18 protein-coding genes are annotated in these 17,846 nt (G+C 63.1%); 10 read left to right on the plus strand and 8 right to left on the minus strand.

The annotated features are described in order from the left end of the window. Positions 1-48 precede the first annotated feature (48 nt). From HMPREF3162_RS08320 to HMPREF3162_RS08330, 3 genes are read right to left on the minus strand one after another with little or no spacing between them, the layout of a single operon-like run. Positions 49-1,356, minus strand: coding sequence for a TRAP transporter large permease (locus tag HMPREF3162_RS08320; RefSeq protein WP_070574987.1), 1,308 nt, complete (start codon positions 1,354-1,356; stop codon positions 49-51). Beyond that, on the minus strand, positions 1,353-1,832 hold the full coding sequence (locus HMPREF3162_RS08325) for a TRAP transporter small permease (RefSeq protein WP_141750223.1): 480 nt from the start codon (positions 1,830-1,832) through the stop codon (positions 1,353-1,355). Before HMPREF3162_RS08325 ends, HMPREF3162_RS08320 begins: the two co-directional genes overlap by 4 nt. Next, entirely contained in the window at positions 1,829-2,875 is a 1,047-nt protein-coding gene (locus tag HMPREF3162_RS08330) for a TRAP transporter substrate-binding protein (RefSeq protein WP_070574990.1), read from the minus strand. Before HMPREF3162_RS08330 ends, HMPREF3162_RS08325 begins: the two co-directional genes overlap by 4 nt. A 173-nt stretch (positions 2,876-3,048) precedes the next feature. Between HMPREF3162_RS08330 and HMPREF3162_RS08335 the strand changes: the two genes are divergently transcribed. Next, entirely contained in the window at positions 3,049-3,819 is a 771-nt protein-coding gene (locus HMPREF3162_RS08335) for an enoyl-CoA hydratase (protein ID WP_070777572.1), read from the plus strand. A gap of 248 nt (positions 3,820-4,067) precedes the next feature. Here HMPREF3162_RS08335 and HMPREF3162_RS08340 read toward each other — a convergent pair whose 3' ends face one another. Then, positions 4,068-5,342, minus strand: a complete 1,275-nt coding sequence (locus tag HMPREF3162_RS08340) for an MFS transporter (RefSeq protein ID WP_256282700.1) — start codon at positions 5,340-5,342, stop codon at positions 4,068-4,070. A 223-nt stretch (positions 5,343-5,565) separates the two neighbouring features. Continuing rightward, on the minus strand, positions 5,566-6,537 hold the full coding sequence (locus tag HMPREF3162_RS08345) for a hypothetical protein (RefSeq protein WP_070777573.1): 972 nt from the start codon (positions 6,535-6,537) through the stop codon (positions 5,566-5,568). Positions 6,538-6,586: 49 nt separating this feature from the next. On the opposite strand from HMPREF3162_RS08345, the gene HMPREF3162_RS08350 reads away from it, so the two are divergent. From HMPREF3162_RS08350 to HMPREF3162_RS08360, 3 genes are all read left to right on the plus strand, one after another. After that, positions 6,587-7,183: a hypothetical protein gene (locus HMPREF3162_RS08350; RefSeq protein ID WP_070777574.1), complete on the plus strand. Its 597-nt coding sequence runs from the start codon at positions 6,587-6,589 to the stop codon at positions 7,181-7,183. Between the two features lie 183 nt (positions 7,184-7,366). After that, the gene (locus HMPREF3162_RS08355; protein ID WP_070777575.1) at positions 7,367-7,981 is read left to right on the plus strand and encodes a DUF47 domain-containing protein; all 615 of its coding nucleotides are present in this window, start codon (positions 7,367-7,369) and stop codon (positions 7,979-7,981) included. Position 7,982: 1 nt separating this feature from the next. Then, positions 7,983-9,011 carry an inorganic phosphate transporter gene (locus HMPREF3162_RS08360; RefSeq protein ID WP_070575002.1) on the plus strand — a complete coding sequence of 343 codons (1,029 nt, stop codon included), beginning with the start codon at positions 7,983-7,985 and terminating at the stop codon, positions 9,009-9,011. Positions 9,012-9,108: 97 nt separating this feature from the next. Here HMPREF3162_RS08360 and HMPREF3162_RS08365 read toward each other — a convergent pair whose 3' ends face one another. The 3 genes from HMPREF3162_RS08365 to HMPREF3162_RS08375 all read right to left on the minus strand — a co-directional run bounded on the left by HMPREF3162_RS08365 (position 9,109) and on the right by HMPREF3162_RS08375 (position 11,499). Next, on the minus strand, positions 9,109-10,332 hold the full coding sequence (locus HMPREF3162_RS08365; RefSeq protein WP_070777576.1) for a globin domain-containing protein: 1,224 nt from the start codon (positions 10,330-10,332) through the stop codon (positions 9,109-9,111). Further along, positions 10,332-10,784: an RrF2 family transcriptional regulator gene (locus tag HMPREF3162_RS08370; protein WP_070777577.1), complete on the minus strand. Its 453-nt coding sequence runs from the start codon at positions 10,782-10,784 to the stop codon at positions 10,332-10,334. Before HMPREF3162_RS08370 ends, HMPREF3162_RS08365 begins: the two co-directional genes overlap by 1 nt. A gap of 73 nt (positions 10,785-10,857) precedes the next feature. Further along, positions 10,858-11,499, minus strand: a complete 642-nt coding sequence (locus tag HMPREF3162_RS08375; protein ID WP_070777578.1) for a YitT family protein — start codon at positions 11,497-11,499, stop codon at positions 10,858-10,860. An 18-nt stretch (positions 11,500-11,517) separates the two neighbouring features. Between HMPREF3162_RS08375 and HMPREF3162_RS08380 the strand changes: the two genes are divergently transcribed. The 6 genes from HMPREF3162_RS08380 to HMPREF3162_RS08405 all read left to right on the plus strand — a co-directional run. Beyond that, the gene (locus HMPREF3162_RS08380) at positions 11,518-12,717 is read left to right on the plus strand and encodes an MFS transporter (RefSeq protein WP_070777579.1); all 1,200 of its coding nucleotides are present in this window, start codon (positions 11,518-11,520) and stop codon (positions 12,715-12,717) included. Between the two features lie 64 nt (positions 12,718-12,781). Next, positions 12,782-13,600 carry a (Fe-S)-binding protein gene (locus HMPREF3162_RS08385; protein ID WP_070777580.1) on the plus strand — a complete coding sequence of 273 codons (819 nt, stop codon included), beginning with the start codon at positions 12,782-12,784 and terminating at the stop codon, positions 13,598-13,600. After that, positions 13,597-15,105, plus strand: coding sequence for a lactate utilization protein B (locus HMPREF3162_RS08390; RefSeq protein ID WP_070777581.1), 1,509 nt, complete (start codon positions 13,597-13,599; stop codon positions 15,103-15,105). Before HMPREF3162_RS08385 ends, HMPREF3162_RS08390 begins: the two co-directional genes overlap by 4 nt. Further along, positions 15,102-15,755: a LutC/YkgG family protein gene (locus HMPREF3162_RS08395; RefSeq protein WP_070575026.1), complete on the plus strand. Its 654-nt coding sequence runs from the start codon at positions 15,102-15,104 to the stop codon at positions 15,753-15,755. Before HMPREF3162_RS08390 ends, HMPREF3162_RS08395 begins: the two co-directional genes overlap by 4 nt. Positions 15,756-15,946: 191 nt before the next feature. Next, on the plus strand, positions 15,947-17,293 hold the full coding sequence (locus HMPREF3162_RS08400) for an MFS transporter (RefSeq protein ID WP_256282701.1): 1,347 nt from the start codon (positions 15,947-15,949) through the stop codon (positions 17,291-17,293). 255 nt (positions 17,294-17,548) lie between these two features. Further along, positions 17,549-17,846, plus strand: a 298-nt coding sequence (locus tag HMPREF3162_RS08405) for a transporter substrate-binding domain-containing protein (protein WP_141759568.1), incomplete at its 3' end; no start/stop codon positions are given.

Below are 17,846 nucleotides of genomic sequence, written 5' to 3' on the forward strand. Positions count from 1 at the left end.
CCTTTCAGGAGCCCCACCTCGTCAGTCCCGCTTCGCCAGGTTCACCCTCTATTTGACTGAGATGATCCCGGGGAACCACGTGGCGATCTCCGGTATGAAGATCATGATGACCATGAGCGCCACTTCGATGATGAGGTACGGCACCGCGCCTCGGATGATGTCCCGAATGTCCAGCTGCGGCATGACGGACTTCATGGCGTAGAGGTTCAGCCCCACCGGCGGGGTGATGACCGCGGTTTCCAGCACCACCACCAGGATGATGCCCAGCCACAGCGGATCGTAGCCCAGAGCTGTGAAGATCGGCAGCAGAATCGGCGTGGTCACCAGCAGAAGCGAAGCCGCATCGATCAGGCATCCAAGCGCCATGACAACCAGCAGCAGAAGCACCGCAACAACCCATGACGGGATAGTGAGCGCGCCCGCCCACGCCGTGACGTGTTCGGCAAAGCGGACCAGCACGAGCATCTGTGAGAACACAAAAGCCGCGCCTACGATGATGAGCAGGCCAGCAGAGATCTGCGTGGTCTCACCAAGGATTTTCTTGATGTTCGCCCACGACAGCTGGCGTTCGAAAACGCCCACAACCACAATCGCGCCGATGACACCGACCGCAGCAGCTTCCGTAGCCGTGGCAATGCCGGTGTAGATAGAGCCCAACACCAGCACAATCAGCACAAGCGAGGGCAGAACTTTCTTCGTTGCCTCAAGCTTCTCCCCCAGCTGAACCTTGGCTTCTGTGCGCGGGGCGATGTCCGGGCGGATCAGGGCTGTGATCATGACGTACAGCGCCATGAGGGCAGCCAGGAGAATACCGGGCACAAGACCGCCGGCAAACAGTTCGCCGATGCTCACACCGGAAATCGACGAATAGAGGATGAACATGAGGCTGGGCGGAATGAGCATCGCCAGCGCACCGGAGGCAACAACCGAACCCGTCGCAAAAGACGGCCGGTAGCCGCGATCAAGCATCTCCGGCACCGCCATGCGGCCGACAACGGCAACTGATGACAGGGACACCCCCGACATCGCGCCGAAAACCGTCGACGAACCCACCGAAGCCACACCCAGACCACCCGGCAGTCTGCCCAGCCACGCATTGGCAAAGCGGAAGAACGCCCGACCCAAACCGCCGACAGCCAGAATCTCGCCCATGAGGATGTACATGGGAGCCGCAACCAGCGAATAGCTTTCCAGCTGGGACACAAAGGCGATCGGCACCTGCTCCAGACCGCGCGGGCCCTCCAGCAAAACCAGGCCGATGATTCCCGAGGCTGCCAGGGCAACGAAGATCGGGGCGCGCAGTGCAATGAGCACTGCCAAGACCAGCAGCGCAAAGCCGACGATGACAGCGTTCACCGGTCCTCCACCTCGCGCATCTGCAGGACGTACTGGAGAGGAATCGTGACGGCCGACGTGAGGAAGCCGAACGCCACGAGGAAATAGTGGATCCACACCGGGATGTTGAAATTCCCGGCGGTGTGAATCTGCGCGCCGAAGAACGCAGCGAACGTGTTCAGCGACACCAGGCCCGCGGTCAGGCACACGGCGAAAACGGCAGCGGCGACGATCCCGTCGGCTATCCGCTGCAGGCGCGGACTGAACTGCCGGTAGAAAAGATCCATTGCAATGTGCTCACCGCGCAGCGAAACATCCGGAATCGCCAACATGATGATCGCAATGAGCCCCACGGAGCTGATGGTGATCGACCAGTCCAAAGGCAGAGCGAAAACATAGCGCATGACGACGTCGTAGCCGGTGATGAGCACCAGCACCACGACGATGACACCGGACAGCATGCGCAGCGCGTGGGCGATCTGCGACAGTGCTTTCACGGGTTCCTCGCCTGCTTCAGCGCTCGCGTGGCGAGTTCGTCATCGCCGACCTTGTTCTCCCACCATTCCTCAACCCATTTGGTCGCGTTGCGGAACTGGCGGGTCTGGCTCTTATCAAGCTCGATCAGCTCAATGCCGGAGTTCTCAAACACAGGCATGTATTCGTCATCCTGAACGTCCTTGGCAAGCTTCGTGCCGTCGACTGAGAACACCCGGCCGGAATCGTGCACCGCCTCGCGCACCTCCCGCGGTATGCGGTTGAACCAGTCGAGGTTGACGTAGGTGTCATAGGTGTAGGCACCGAAATGGCCGATCGTGGCATAGCGCAGAACTTCCTGCAGCGAGCGCGACACCACAGTGCCGGGATAGGACACCATCCCGTCCACTGTGCCGCGCTCCAGCGCCTCGTAGACTTCGGCTGACGACAGCGCAACCGGTGCTGCGCCGAGAGCTTTGAGCATTGCGCCCTCAACGTGACCGGATACCCGGATGCGCAGACCCCGCACATCTTCCGGCCTCGTCACCGGACGGTTGACGGTGTAGATCCACTCGGTGGGACACATGATGGTGCCCACGCTCATGATGCCCTTCTTCGCAAACTCCACGTTGAACGTCTTGCGCAGATCCGAACCTGGGCTCATGGCCTCGCGCAGGGTGGGATAGTCCGCACCGCTGAAAGGCAGCTCAATCGCCCCGAGAATGGGGAAGCTCGTCGATACGTAGCTTGATGTCTGCATGGCAACATCCGCCACGGCACGCAGCAGACCCGTGACCGTCTGCTCGGAGTTCAGCAGCGTGCCGGCACCGTACACATCGACGGTTCCTTCGCCTAAGCGCGCGTCGACGTTCTTCGCGAACTGCGCAATGGAGGGCTCCAGGTCCGTGTAGCTGGGTGTGAGGTAGTGCGACACTCGCACGGTGCCGTCGGCCCGCAGACCACCGGTGTTCATCATCGGGCCACAGCCGCTGAGGCCGCTCATGCCCAAAGCCGCGAGCGCACCGGCGCCGAGGACAGCCCTTCGGCTGACAGCTGGTCTTTCCACCGGCACCTTCCATTCACTTCGCGCCTGGCTGTGCCCAATTGCAGGCGCACAGTCAGCAGACCCGATATTCGCGCATTAACTATACGGTTCCCGTCCTGTGAATGCGCCTGCGCCTGCAATCGAGCGCAACAATTCGCTACAGTGACACCACCCACAGACTTTCAGGAGTGACTATGAGCGAAGTGCTGACCGCCGTCGACGCCGGGGTGCTGACCATCACCATCAACCGCGAAGACAAAAAGAACGCGCTGACCAACGACATGTACACCGCCCTTGCTGACGCCCTTGAAGCCGCGCGGGATGACAACGATGTCCGAGCTGTTGTCATTCAGGGCAGCCAGCGTGTGTTCAGTGCGGGCAACGACCTCGGCGATTTTCAGAGCACACCCGCCGACGCGGGCCTTTCACGGCCGGTATTCCGGTTCCTACACGCACTTGCCGTGTTCCCCAAGCCGTTGATCGCCGCCGTGTGCGGTCCGGCGGTCGGCATCGGCACCACTATGCTCCTGCACTGCGATCTGGTGTATGTCGGCACCAACGCGAAGCTCAGCCTGCCGTTTGTCAACCTGGGGCTGTGCCCGGAGGCTGCTTCTTCTCTGCTGCTGCCGAAGATCGCCGGGCACGCGCGCGCTGCCGAGCTGCTCATGCTGGGCGAGCCCTTCTCTCCACAGCTGGCTTACGAGGCGGGGTTGGTCAACGCGGTCCTCGAACCCGAGGAGGTCCTCGCCAAAGCACAGCAGACTGCGGTCAAGCTTGCTGCCAAACCGCAGAAGTCCCTGCGTGTGACGAAGGAGCTGCTGCGGCCGGAAGCACTGCGCAAGCAGATTCTTGAGCGCATTGACGACGAAGCTCAGACTTTCAGCGCCATGCTCCACGAACCGGCTGCGCGCGAGGCTTTTGCCGCATTCATGGAAAAGCGCCGCCCGGACTTCAGCGGTATGTGAAGCGCCACTTAAGCGGCTGCGGCCTTCGGCTGCCGTAGCCGCTGCAGCTTCCCGCTGCACCCAGCTGCCCCCGCCAACCGCTGCATCCAGCCGTCCCGCCCAGACGCGGTAATGCAGATTCACGCTTTAATGCGCCGCATCAGCGCGTGGATCCGCATTACCGCGCAAACCTGCGACAGTTGGACGAGGCTGCGACGCTGGAACCGCCCCACACAGCACTGGGACCTCGCCGTGGCCATATGCCGCGCTCAGTCGGCCACGATTTTTCGGCCGGTGCCGCCCAGCACAAAGGCATCACGCGCGGCCAACACAGAAACCGCGAACAGCACGGCGAACACGCACAGCAAAGCAATGATCGGCACGGTCCAACCACCGCTCAGCGAGTGCAGTGCACCCATCCCAATCGGCCCGGCGGCTGCCAGAATGTAGCCGAATCCCTGAGCCATCGTCGACACTTTCGCGGTCAGAAGCACTGACGGGGAACGCCACACAATGAAGCTCAGGCACAGCGCCAACAGCGCACCTTGGGCGAATCCCATGAGCATCATCCATACGTACGGGGCGGCCAGGGGTGCAAACAGCAGGCCCGTGAAGCTGCTCATGCCCAGTCCGACCGCAATCAGCATCGGCAGCCAGGTGGGCCGAACCCGCTGGGCGAATATGGGCGCCAGCAGCGATGTGACGGTTGCCGGAAACACGGTGAATGCCACCATCCAGCCTGCCTGCTGTGCCGGCATACCGGCGGCCATGAAGATCGAGGGAACCCAGGTCAGCGACGCGTAGTACGTCATTGACTGGATGCCCATGGTGAGGGTCACCGCGATCGCCACCGGGTCTGCCAGCAGCTGCCGCATGCCCGCGCCCGTACCGCCGCCGCGGGCTGCTGGACCGGTCTCGCCCGGGCCCGCCTCCCCCGCCGAGGTGCCGCTCGGTTTGCCGCTGCCGCCTCGTCGGAGAAGCTGGGGAACCCAGGCCAGCAGCGCGAACACGGCCAGGCCGGCCCACGCGGCCAGCGCCCAGCGCCAGCTGCCGCCGAAGCTCTCCCGCAGCGGCACCGTCAGACCGGAGCCAAGCGAGGCGCCGATGCCGATGAACGTGGAGTACAGGCCCATCATGAGGCCGGATTTCGCAGCGAAATCGCTTTTGATGACTGCGGGGATGACCACGTTGCCCATTGCAATGGCGGCACCGACGAGGCACGTGCCGAGGAACAGCATCTGGAGTTCTGGCACGCTGCGCAGAAGAATGCCTGCGGCAAGGACAAGCAGCACGAGGCCCAGGAGTCGGCGCATTCCCAAACGCTGTGACAGCCCGGGTGCCGCAAAGGCGAAGATGCCGAAGGCAACAACCGGGATTGTTGTCAGCAGGGATGCTGCGGCTGCTGAAAAGCCCAGATCAGCCCGGATGTCGTCAATCACCGGCCCGATCGAGGACACCCCGGCGCGCAGGTTCAGCGAGATCGCCAGCAGTCCTGCGGCGGTGATCCATGCGGCGGTGACGCCGGAAGTCCTGGGCCCGGTCATGGAGCGACTGTATCCGATACGACGGGGGCAGCCTGTCGTCGCCGGTGGCCCCGCTGTCAACCGCAGCCCGACGATGCCGCAGCCCGTCGACGCCAGACTCACGCTGTAATGCAGCTTTGCGCTGTAATGCAGCGCATTAACGCGTGAATCTGCACTGCAGCGCACATCTGGACCGTCCCGAACGCACAATCAGACGCCGCCGGAAGCAGCGCGCAGCCAGGCTTCAGGAACGATGCGTGCGCGGGCCGTCTTCAGCCGCACCAAGTGCTGCGTCCGCACCTTCAGCTTCCGCGGCCTCTTCAATCGCCGCAATGTCATCAATCATGCTCGGCTCAGCGGAAGCGTCGTCAGCAGTTTTTCTGCGCCGACCGATGAGCGCGCCGATTTTCTTCAGCGAGCTCAGGCTCTTCCGGTCTTCGCGCAGACTGGTTATACGCGGATCGGTTTCGGCGATGAAGTCTCCCGGCATGGGGCCAAAAGCACCTGCGGCGCTTTTGATGACGACGTTGGCCATTGAGCGGTTGACCATGATGCCGACGGCAGCGCCCAGCCCGAATGGCAGAATCCGGCCGACGGTGGAGCCGACGGTTTTGGTGCCGTAGCGTTTGATCATTTCGTCGCGCATCTTTTTGATGAGCGAGTTCAGCAGGTTTGACGGGATGGTCTGTGTGACCGTCGACGCCCAGGCCCGCCCGGTGCGTTCGACGTTTGTCTGGCCTGCGACCCCGGTGTCTTCGGAGAATTGACGCACCAGCTTCCGTCCGGCTTTGCCCAGCATGAGGCCCAGCACCAGGGCGTTGGCGCGGGGGCGGTCGACAATCGTCATGCCGTGCAGTTCGGCCATGGCCTGCGCGTACAGTGCGGAGGCTTCGAGGAATCCGGCGGTTTCGGCGGCTGAGACTCCCAGGGCGGCGGTTGTGCCCAGTCCGGGGAAGACGGCGACGGCGCCGACTGCGGCACCGGAGCCCATGGCCACGTTGCGGTAGTGCTTGCCGATGATGTCGGCAAGTTCCTGTGGCGAAGCGCTGGGGTTGCGCCTGCGCATGGTTCGCAGATAGGCCAGCACCATGGGCCGCTGCACGCTGAGCAGTTTGCTCAGCGAAACCTCAACGGCCGGCTGAAGAGTTCCATCGCGGCGCACGGCGAACCCTGCGGCTTTCTGTGCGCCGTGGAGCGCTTTGCTTGTCTTAGACACGGGCCCCACTGTAGTGGTCGGTTCTGAACGGCTCCTTAGACTGGCCGTCATGAGCTCAGAACGCCGGTTCCACAAACCTGTGAGACGTCCCAACCTCGACGGCAGCGATTCGCGCCCCGGCCCGGCTGAGCAGTCTGAGCTTGCCCACGAACTTGCGGGGATGGTCATCAGCGACCGCTCCCGCAAGCGGGATTCGGCAAGCACTGAGCGCTTTGTCCGTTTGGCTGACGAACACGGTTTGGAGCAGATTGCGCAGCTGTGGGCGCGGTCTCCTGCGGTTTCGCTGCCGGGTGCGCTGTGGCGCCTGTACGCGCTGCGCACCTGGATCCGCCGCCGAGGTGCCGAAGCCTCCCGCTGGTACCGCACCGGTCTTGCCGACGGGGCTGCCGCTGTGTCCGAGGCGATAGCCGGCGCTCCGCCAATGCCCACTCCGGATGAGCTTGCCGATGTTGTCGACGAGATTATGCGCGGAGCTTTCCGCGGGGATTTCGCAATCGCCCTTGAACGGGCTTCTGCTTTTGTTTCGATTGTCACCCGTGGGCGAGCCGACGATGATGCCGACGACAGCAGCCTTCGGTCTTTTGCGCAGATGAGCGACGATTTGCGCGCGTGCGCTGAACTGTTCCGCAAGGGCCGCTTGGTTTAGCGAGACAGCACAACTGGTCTTCGTCCCACTGGGCGCATACAGTGGAGGTGTGTTCTTCGGAGCACGGGTGTCGGGCCGCTAGATGCCCCGGGCTCCAACATTTGCCGCTTCGAGCGGCCTTCCGCCGAGAGGCGCACTCGGCCCGGCACCACCCCTCAGGTATTGAATAGACGAGGACAGGACATGGCCCGAAAGTCCGCGAGCGCGGTTTTCTTCGATCTGCTGGCCCAGCTGTCCTTCGCCATGCAGGAAGCCAACCTCGTCTTGGCCGAACTGTCCGGCATCGAAGCCGAACACCGCCGCAAAGCACAGGCTCAGCTGGAAGTCATCGCCGCCAACGCTGATGACCACTTCGACTCTCTGACACGCTCCCTGCGCGAGTCCTATCTGACTCCGATCGACCGCACGTTGCTGTACCGGCTGGCCGCAGCTATGCGCGACTGCTGCTATGAGCTGCGCTCGGTCGGCTTTGCTCTGACCTCATCGGCTTTTGACGAACTTCCCGCAGGTGCGCTGGAAATGCTCGCGCTGCTGTCGAACTACGCGGACAACACCAAGCGCATGACGCAGCGGCTGCCCGCCAAGTTCGACCAGTGGGAGTACACGGCGTCCGTACACACTCTGTCCAAGCGCGCGCTCGCCCTGCGCCAGCAGCTCTCAGACACTGTGCCGGCTTCCCGCAAGGGTTCCGTGTACCTCAGTGCGGCAATTCAGCTGAGCCTGACGTTCCGAGACGCGTGCAACTCTTTTCAGGAAGTCGGACGCATCGTGGCAGAGATTGCTCTGACGGAATCCTGACGTGGACCCGCTGCTTGTGGCGGCCGGCCTTCTGTGCTTGGCCTACGGTGTCTCCAACGGCTTCCACGATGCCGGTGTGCAGGTGGGCAACGCAGTAGCCACGCGCACCCTGCGAAGGCGCCAAGCGCTCTTCCTCTGTGCTGGGTTCAACTTCATCGGCGCGCTCTTGGGCCAGGGACTCCTGCTGGCTCTCACCGGCCACCTGCTCACCGCGGAGACCCTGGGGCATGACCTTCTGCTCATCCTGATTCCGGGGCTGTTCGCAGCGCTTGTCATCAACACCTCAACGTATTTTCTTGCAGTCCCGATTTCGGCAACGCACTGCCTTTTCGGCGGTCTGCTGGGAGCAGGTTTCGTCTACGGAGCTCAGCCGCTCAACACAGACCTAGTCACCGACTCCCTCTTCCGCCTGGCCATCAGCCCGATCGTCGCACTGCTGGTGGCGTGGCTTGCCCTCACCGCGGTCGTTCCACTTCTGCTCAACCGCGCACCGAAACCCGTATTCCGCGTGTTCCGCCAGGGCACCGCAGTGGGCACGGCCGCCCTGTCAGCCGCCCACGGTTCACAGGACGCACAGAAAATCGGTGCGGTGTTCATAGCCGCGTGGCTTTCTTCACGCGGCAACACCAGCATGGACCAGCTGCCGGGCTATGTCCTGTGGATCATCATTGTCACGATTGCCCTGGCAATTGCAGGAGGCACCCTCCTGTCAGGGTGGCGCGTTGCCGACACGGTGTCGAGGCGACTGTCCACCCTCGACCCCGTGGGGGCAGGCACCTCGACCATGGTGGCCGCGGTCTTGTCCTATCTGGCCGCTTTCGTCTTCCGCGTGCCGATCTCAATGAGCTTCCTGGTGGTCGGCACAAACATCGGCGCCGGACTCGCCTCACCCCACAGCCGGATCGGCTGGCGCAGCCGAAACCGCCTGCGGACCCTGGTGTTCGTGCTGTCTGTGTGGCTGATGGGCATGCCCGCCAGCGCCCTGCTGGGTGCGGCATCCGCTGGGGTTTTCCGCGCAATAGCCGCCTGACATCATTCCCGCCGACACCAGGCCGCACACAAAGAAGAAGTAGTGCAAAGGGGGCGCGCAGACCTGAGCCAGCACGCCCCTTCGGATCTCAGCGGACTCAGCCGTCAAGCAGCCAATCATTGGGTGCGAACAGCTCGAAGTGGACGGCATCATCTGTGAAGCCTGCCTCGCGCAGCTGACTGCGCGCATCTTCGAGGAATCCGGTGCCGCCGCACACGTAGACCTGAGCGTCCTTCGGCAGACCGAGCTTGTCGATTGACAAACGCTCAGCACCGTCAGAGTAGACGCTTTCTGCCCGGGCGTTCTCAAGATCGTCAACGAGCGCGCTGCGCTCAGCTGCGAAGACATCGGCCTTTTCGTTCGCTTCGCAATGGGCGACGACTATCTCTCGCTTCGAGCCGTGGGCGTGCAGTGCTGCGAGGATGCCCATCATCGGCGTCGTTCCGATGCCCGCCGACAGCAGAGCCACAGGCCCGGTCCCGTCGATGTCGACCACAAGGTCGCCAAAGGGAATCGTGGCGTCCAGCTGCATGCCGACCTCAGCGTTATCGCCCAGCCAGTTCGAAACCTCGCCTGCGGGAGCATCGCCTTCAGCCAGCACCCGCTTGACGACGAAACTCAGCGTGCCTTCCTCGGCGGCCACCAGCGAGTACTGGCGCAGCTGGCGGGCGCCGTCAGGCAGTTTGACGCCGACGGAGGTGTACTGGCCTGCACGTCCGGCAGGCAGCGCCGTCCCGTCGACGGGCTTGACGGTGAAGCGGACGATCGTGTCGGAAAGATCTTCGCGTTTGTCGACGACAACGCGGCGGAAGACGTCTCCGGCTTCAACTCCGGCGGAACTGTAGAGGTCCTTTTCAAAGTCGACGAGAACGCGGGCCATGATCCAGTAGACGGCATCCCAGGCTTCAGCGACTTCTGGTGTGACAGTGTCTTCCCCGAGAACCTCGACGATCGCCTCGAAAAGGTTGTCATGGACGATCTGGTACTGGTCTTCGGTGATCCCCAGCGATGCGTGCTTATGCCCGATCCGCTCAAGAAGATCGCGCGGATCCGCAGCGTCAGGGTTGACCAGCATGGACGCGAAGGTGGCGATGGAGGCAGCGAGTGCTCGCTGCTGCGCGCCGAGCTTCTGGTTGCCCCGGTTGAAGGTGTCGGCGATCAGCTCGGGGTGCTTGGCGAACATCTTTGAGTAGAACAGGGGTGTGATCTCGTCGATCTTCGAGCCGACCAGCGGCAGGGTTGCGCGGATGACGTCGGCGTGTTCTTCGGAGAGCTCGGTGCGGTCGATATCGGCCAGGTGGGGCAGCGGCTGGGTGGTCATCAGGTCTCCTTCGAGGTGGAAGAGGACAGTGTGCTCGGGGCCAGAAGGTCCAGAGCGGATGATCGGCGGACGAGCCCGCCGATCTGAACGCCGTCGAGGTGGCTGAGGAACGCCTCTTGCGCTGCGGCGAACTCGCTTCGCAGCGCACATCCGGACAGAAGCGGGCATGGAGTCGGGGTCGTGCAGCCGACGACATCGCCATCGCCTTCGAGTTCGCGGACGACAGCGCCGACCGTGGTTTCGAGAGCTCCGGGTGCCAACAGCAGTCCCCCGCCACGTCCGCGGCGCGAATCGATGAGCCCCATTCCGGCAAGCCGCGCGACGACTTTGGCCATGTGGGCCTCGGGCGCTCCTATGAGCTCGGCAATGTGCACAGTCGAGACCCGCTCGTTCGCACGGGCTAGGACCATGAGCGTGCGGAGGCTCAGATCTGTGAATCGCTCAAGCTTCATGAATCCCACGCTACATAATCTGACTTATAGACTCCAATTAAAAACCGCGGCCCCCGCAGAGCCAGCCGGTGTTTCAGTAGCCGGTGTAGCGGCCGGGCCTGTGGTTGGTGGCAAGCACCACGTTGAGCACGACAACGCCGATGACAGACACCAGCACCGTCTGCCACGGACTGACAAAGAACGATGCCACCACGATGACCCCGTCGAGCACCATGAGAACAGCTCCGGCGTTCAGCCCCGCCCTCTCCTGCAGGATGAGAGCCAGAATGTTGAATCCGCCCAAAGATGCTCCGTGGCGAAACAGGATGAGAATGCCGACTCCCGAAATCAGGCTGCCGGTGGGAACCCCGTAGAGAATCGGAAGATTGTGAAGGCCGAGTATTGCCTCGTTGAAATCGGCCAGCGCGCCCACGACCGACACCGCCAGCAGGGTCCGCAGGGTGAATCCCCACCCCTTCTTCCAGATGGCCAAAGCGAAGAAGGGCAGGTTGACCAGCGGGAACAGCAGCCCGATGGGCAGATCGACAACATAGCTGACAAGCAGCGCCAGCCCGGCTGTCCCACCGGTGACTGCTTCAGCCGAATGCAGAAGGGCCAAGCCGATGGATGTCAGATAGCTGCCGGTGATGAATCCCAACAGGTTCTCGTACCAGCGGTGGCGCACCGGGGCGGGAAATGCCGGCGGCGGCACTGGGTTTTCAGCAGTTTTCGGCACTGAGCAATAATAGCCACCATGCCGCAGCAGTACTCGCGTGGAAGAATCTTTGCCGCCATCACCGCTCTCGCGGCCGGCACTTTCGGCATAGGCACGACGGAGTTTGCCACCATGGGCCTGCTTCCGAGCATTGCGGAAGCGTTTTCAGCGTCCATCACCGAAGCCGGGTCTGCGGTCACGTTCTACGCTCTCGGCGTTGTCATCGGCGCCCCGGTCATCACTGCTCTCGGCGCGAAGCTCAACCGCAAGATGCTGCTGGTCATTCTGGCCGGCATCTTCACCGTCGGCAATATTGCAGTCGCCGCGGCACCCACCCTTCCAGTTCTGCTGGCGGCCCGCTTTTTCACCGGCCTGCCACACGGAGCCTATTTCGGTTTGGCGGCGGTGGCTGCCGCAGGCATTGTCGAAGAGGGCAGACGCGCCCGCGCCATGGCCGCCGTCGGCTTGGGGCTCACAGTTGCTGCGATCCTCGGGGTTCCCGCGGCAACCGCGGTCGGATCGCACCTCGATTGGAGGCTCGCCTATCTGCTGATCGCCGCTATCGGGGCAGTCACCGTCGTGGCCATCATCATCCTTGTTCCCCGCGTCCAGCCGACGGTCCCGCCGTCGGTGCGCGGTGAGATTCGCTCACTGGCCAATCCGCAGGTCATCCTCACGCTCCTGGCTGGGGCGGTCGGCTTCGGCGGCATGTTCGCCGTCTACACCTACATCGCCCCCGTTGTCACTGACCTGGCTCACCTTCCCGGTGCAGCCGTGCCGTGGATCCTCGTCACCTACGGCGCTGGCATGACCGTGGGCCAGATGGTTGCGGGCCCGCTGGCAGATGCCTCGATCGAACGAGGTGCCATCACCGGAGCTTCCCTCATGGGGTCCGCTCTGGTCGTCTTCGCTTTGACGGCTCACCTTCCGGTCCTGCTGTTTCTGTGCGTGTTCACCTTGGGAATCTCCGGGTCTGTTTTCGTCACGGCCCTGCAGATGCGCCTGCTGCGCGATTCACAGGACGCCCCGAACCTGTCGGCGGCAATGAACCACGCGGCTTTCAACACCGCCAATGCGGCGGGAGCGTGGCTTGGCGGGATCGTCTTGGCCGCCGGCTGCGGCCTGCGGGCTCCCGCAATTGCCGGCATCGGTCTCAACGCGGTCGGCCTGGGGCTTCTTCTGACCGCTGTTGCTCTGCATCGCAGATCACGTGCTTCGCGGCAGATTCTGCCGCTGTGATTCCGCTACTCTGAAACTGTGAGCAGTGCCGTGCCGCGCACTGCCGAACACGAGAGGAGCAGCCATGCGGATTGCCCTGTTCGCCACGTGCATTGTCGACGCAATGTACCCCGAAACGGCGAAAGCAACCGTCGCGATCCTGGAGCGTTTGGGCCACACCGTGATCTTTCCCCGCAAGCAGGCCTGCTGCGGGCAGATGCACATCAATTCCGGTGCTTTCGCCCAGGCCTACCCGGTCGTGAAGAACCACGTCGAAGCCTTTGAATCAGAAGAGTGGGACTGGGCGGTCGCCCCGTCGGGTTCCTGTGTTGCCTCGCTGGGCCACCAGCACGGGATGATCGCCGAATCGCAGAACGACGATTCGCTGAAGTCCCGAGCCGATGACATCGCCGGGCGCACCCTCGAACTCGCCCAATTCCTTACGGACGTCGCCGGGGTGAAGAACTCAGCCGAAGACCTCGGCTCGTACTTCCCGCACACCATTGCCTACCACCCGTCGTGCCACGGCATGCGACTGCTGCGTTTGGGCGACCGCCAGGAGCGGCTGCTGTCAACCGTGGAGGGCGCAACCGTCATCGCACCGCAGAACCAGGATTCCTGCTGCGGTTTCGGCGGCACGTTCTCGGTGAAGAACCCGCAGGTGTCCTCCGCGATGCTGCAAGACAAAGTCGAAGCTCTCGTCTCGACTGGAGCGTCGGTGTGCTCCGGCGGTGATGCCAGCTGCCTTATGCACATCGGCGGCGGCCTGCAGCGCCAAGAAGAGCTCATGCCAGTCATGGGCGAAACCCCCGCAACCGTCCACATGGCCCGGATTCTCGCATCAACAAAAGACAATCCGCTCGTTCTCGACCGTGCCAAGGTCACAGGAGGTGCCCTGCGATGAGCCAGACATTCCTCGGCATTCCGTCCGTTCCACCGCCGGGCAAGGGCTTCCTTACGGAAGCCACCCCGTTTCCGCAGGTGGCAGAACACGAACTGACCAATGCGCAGCTGCGCGCCTCATTGACCAACGCCACCGGGACCATTCGCCACAAGCGAAGCCTTCGGATCAGCGAAATGCCGGACTGGGAGGCTCTTCGCGCTGCCGGTGCGGCTACAAAGGCCCATGTCATGGCGAATCTGCCGGAGCTGCTGCAGCAGTTCGAACAGGCCTTCACCGCCGCCGGCGGCACGGTCCACTGGGCGCGCGATGCCGACGAAGCCAACAGGATCGTCGAAGAGCTCGTTGTCGAAAACGCCCCCGTGCTCGAAGACGGCCGCCGCGAAGTCATCAAGGTCAAGTCGATGGCCACGCAGGAGATCGGCCTCAACGAATACCTTGCAGAGCACGACATCGACGCCCTTGAAACCGACCTGGCCGAACTCATCGTTCAGTTGGGCGATGACCGTCCCAGCCACATCCTGGTGCCTGCCATCCACCGCAACCGCAATGAGATCCGCGAAATCTTCAAGCGCGGCATGCCGGATGTCCCCGAGGACCTGTCGAACAACCCGGAAGACCTCGCGGAAGCCGCGCGCAAGCACCTGCGCCGCAAATTCCTCGAAACCAAGGTCGCGGTCTCCGGAGCGAACTTCGGCATTGCCGAAACCGGCACGCTCTCAGTGGTCGAATCCGAAGGCAACGGCCGCATGTGCCTGACCCTGCCGGAAACCCTGATCACGGTCATGGGAATCGAAAAGCTCCTGCCGAGCTTTGACGATCTCAGCGTGTTCATGCAGCTGCTGCCCCGGTCCTCCACCGGTGAGCGCATGAATCCCTATTCCTCGCTGTGGACAGGCCGGGCCGATGGCGACGGCCCGCAGAACGTCCACGTGATTCTGCTGGACAACGGACGTTCGCGCGTACTGGCCGACGAGGCCAGCCGCGAAGCGCTTCACTGCATTCGCTGTTCGGCGTGCATGAACGTCTGCCCCGTCTACGAACGCACCGGCGGCCACGCCTACGGTTCGGTCTACCCCGGCCCGATCGGCGCGATCCTCACTCCGCTGCTGACGGGAGTCGAAGAGGCCGCCAACGGCTCCCTGCCATACGCATCGAGCCTGTGCGGGGCCTGCTACGACGCCTGCCCCGTGAAGATCAACATTCCCGAGCACCTGGTGCGGCTGCGCAACCAGGATGTCAAGGCAAAGGAAAAGAAGAAGCCCGTCAAAGTGCCCACAAACCAGCTCGACGCCGCGCTGAGCGCGGCCAGCTGGCTGATGAGCGACGGTGACCGCTTCGGCAAAGCACAGAAGGCACTGCCCCTGGCCAACCTCGTGTCACCTAAGACCGGGGTGAAGGCCCTGCCCGGTGTTGGCGGCAAGTGGACGCATTCGCGCACACTGCCCACCCCGCCGAAACAGTCGTTCCGCGAATGGTGGAAGAAAGAGCGAGGAGACAACGCATGACCGCCAAGCACGCAATCCTCGACCGTCTGGCCTCAGCGCTGGGCCGGCCCGTCACGGAGGGCAGCACCGAACCCGTCAGCACCGAAGCGATTCCTCGGGACTACCGCGTGAGCGCAGAAACGGGTGAAGCTGAGCGGATCGAACTTCTCACCGATCGCCTGCTCGACTATGACGCCGGCGTCTACGAGGTGCCTGCTGAGCAGGTGCCGAAGAAGGTCGCCGAACTGCTCGGCGACGCCTCCAGCATCGTCGTTCCGCACGACCTCGACTTCGGCTGGACTGAGAAGACCGGCGCGGAAGTGCTGAAGGACTCGGGTGATGAGCCCCTGTCGATTGACACGCTCGATTCGGTTGATGCCGTTGTCACGGGTGCGACAGTCGCAATTGCCGACACCGGCACCATCTGCCTGGCCGGCGAGCGCACGGGACGGCGGGCTATCACGCTCGTACCGGACCACCACATCATCGTGCTGCAGAAGAAGGACGTCTGCACGATCGTTCCCGAAGGCATCGGAGTGCTTGAAGAGCGCGGGCTGACCACCACTCCGCAGACGTGGGTGTCCGGCCCCTCAGCCAGTGTCGACATCGAGTTCCAACGCGTTGCCGGTGTGCACGGGCCGCGCACACTCGATGTCATCATCACCGACTGACGCAGGCGTCTCAGCAGGTCAGGGCTTCAGAACGAACCTGTTCTGAAGCCCTGATCTGTGTACGGACTCCAGTGCACGGCGGGCCTGCCTGAACGCGGCGGGTGAACTTTGCGAGAAGAAGCTGGGAGTTTAGGCTGAGGAGTCAATCTGACGTCCGCGCCACAGCCGGCGCAGCACAACCGGGAGGCTCTGTGAGCACCACTCAGCCGTCAGGCGGCAATGCGCATATCGCCGCCATTTCCTCAATGTCACCGGAAGACCAGGCGAGAACCGCTCGCCGGGCCGCAACCGCCGCCCTTGTCGGCACCGCATTGGAGTGGTACGACTTCTTCCTGTTCTCCACGGCTGCGGCCATTGTCTTCAACATCCACTTCTTCGCATCTGACGACAAGGTCACCGCACTGCTGGCCTCCTTCGGAACCATGGCCGTCGGCTTCGTCGCCCGGCCCATCGGCGGAATCATCTTCGGGCACCTGGCCGACAAGGCCGGGCGCAAGCTCGTCCTCATTGTCACCGTCACCGCCATCGGCATAGCCACCGGGCTCATCGGCATCCTGCCGACATTCGCCACAATCGGCGTGTGGGCACCGACCCTGCTGATTGTGCTGCGCATTGTGCAGGGGCTTGCCGTGGGCGGTGAATGGGGTTCGGCCGTCACGGCGGCCGTCGAATCCGCCCCACCGGAGAAGCGTGCACGCTACGCGGTCATGCCGCAGGTCGGCTCTCCCATCGGAACCATTCTGTCCTCCGGCGCGTTCTTCATCATCGGAGTGCTCCTGCCGCCTGAAAGCTTCGAAGCCTGGGGCTGGCGCATCCCGTTCCTCGCCGCCATTCCGCTGCTGCTGATTGCACTGTTCATCCGCAAGCACCTGGATGAAACCCCCGAATTCCAAAAGCTCATTGCAGAAGGCGAAAAGGAATCAGTCCCGTTCTTCAAGCTGCTGGTGGAAGCTCCCCTGGGAATCATCGTGGGCTTTATGACCACACTGCTGGGCGTGGCAGGCTTCTTCGTCGTGACGACCTTCGCCGTGTCCTACGGCAAGAACTTCCTTGGGCTGCCTGCCAACCTCATGCTCGCGGCGACCATGGTCGGCGCGGCCATGCAGATCGTCGTGATGATCCTCTATGGTCGCGTCGGCGAAAAGATCGGCTCGGCCCGCGCCTCGATGATCGGCGGCCTGCTCACCATCGCGTTCGCGTTCCCCATGTTCTGGATGATCGAAACCAAGTCCGCGGTGCTCGTCATCTGCGGTGTCGCAGCCGGCATCACGATCGTGTCACTGTCCTACTCCGTCAACGGCTCACTCATCACGGCCTTGTTCAAGCCCGAATACCGAACCTCGGGTGTTTCACTGTGTTCGAACCTCGCCGCCATCGTGGCAGGCTTCATGCCGATGCTCGCCACCCTGTTCCTCGGCGCAGTCGACGGCGCCTGGTGGCCTGCGCCCCTCATGCTCATGACACTGGCTGCGATCACCGCAGTCGGTTCAGCACTTGCCCCAAAGGTCAGCCTGCAGATTGAGGGGTACCGCCACTGAGGCGAATTTTCATACACCCCGTCAGCTGCAGCTGACAGAACAGAAGCCGGGCCCCGCATTGCCGAGGGCCCGGCTTCTTCGGTTCCCGGCACCTCGCGCCCTTCCCGTCCGGCACGAGAATTCTCACGGGGGTGCAACCGACCCCTCATCAGTATTGAGTTATTATACTGTCTAATGCATATTCATTAATCTGTAGGTGAGGGGCCGATCCCTACCTACAGCGGCAGCCGCTGCCGCACACCACTAGGAGCAACCGTGAAAAAAGCCCTCGCAGCACTGACTGCCGCAACCGCACTGACCCTCACAGCCTGTGGAGGCGGCGAAGCCGACGACAGCGGCCTGGTGCAAAGCGGCAAGCTCACCGTCTGCTCCACCGTGCCCTACGAGCCGTTTGAGTTCGTCAAGGACGGCGAAACCGTCGGCTTTGACATCGACCTTGCAGACAAGCTCGCTGAACGCCTCGATGTCGAAACCGAAGTGCTGAGCACCCCGTTCGAGGGCATTCAGTCGGGCACTTCGCTCGACACCGGCAAGTGCGACATCGCCATCTCCG

Origin of the sequence: Brevibacterium sp. HMSC07C04 (genome assembly GCF_001815905.1) — a bacterium.
GTDB lineage: Bacteria > Actinomycetota > Actinomycetes > Actinomycetales > Brevibacteriaceae > Brevibacterium.

Excerpts from the sequence above, each read along its gene's own strand:
- HMPREF3162_RS08335 (WP_070777572.1), top strand. The coding sequence starts at position 3,049 with ATGAGCGAAGTGCTGACCGCCGTCGACGCCGGGGTGCTGACCATCACC.
- HMPREF3162_RS08340 (WP_256282700.1), bottom strand. The coding sequence starts at position 5,342 with ATGACCGGGCCCAGGACTTCCGGCGTCACCGCCGCATGGATCACCGCC.
- HMPREF3162_RS08350 (WP_070777574.1), top strand. The coding sequence starts at position 6,587 with ATGAGCTCAGAACGCCGGTTCCACAAACCTGTGAGACGTCCCAACCTC.
- HMPREF3162_RS08355 (WP_070777575.1), top strand. The coding sequence starts at position 7,367 with ATGGCCCGAAAGTCCGCGAGCGCGGTTTTCTTCGATCTGCTGGCCCAG.
- HMPREF3162_RS08365 (WP_070777576.1), bottom strand. The coding sequence starts at position 10,332 with ATGACCACCCAGCCGCTGCCCCACCTGGCCGATATCGACCGCACCGAG.
- HMPREF3162_RS08370 (WP_070777577.1), bottom strand. The coding sequence starts at position 10,784 with ATGAAGCTTGAGCGATTCACAGATCTGAGCCTCCGCACGCTCATGGTC.
- HMPREF3162_RS08380 (WP_070777579.1), top strand. The coding sequence starts at position 11,518 with ATGCCGCAGCAGTACTCGCGTGGAAGAATCTTTGCCGCCATCACCGCT.
- HMPREF3162_RS08385 (WP_070777580.1), top strand. The coding sequence starts at position 12,782 with ATGCGGATTGCCCTGTTCGCCACGTGCATTGTCGACGCAATGTACCCC.
- HMPREF3162_RS08390 (WP_070777581.1), top strand. The coding sequence starts at position 13,597 with ATGAGCCAGACATTCCTCGGCATTCCGTCCGTTCCACCGCCGGGCAAG.
- HMPREF3162_RS08395 (WP_070575026.1), top strand. The coding sequence starts at position 15,102 with ATGACCGCCAAGCACGCAATCCTCGACCGTCTGGCCTCAGCGCTGGGC.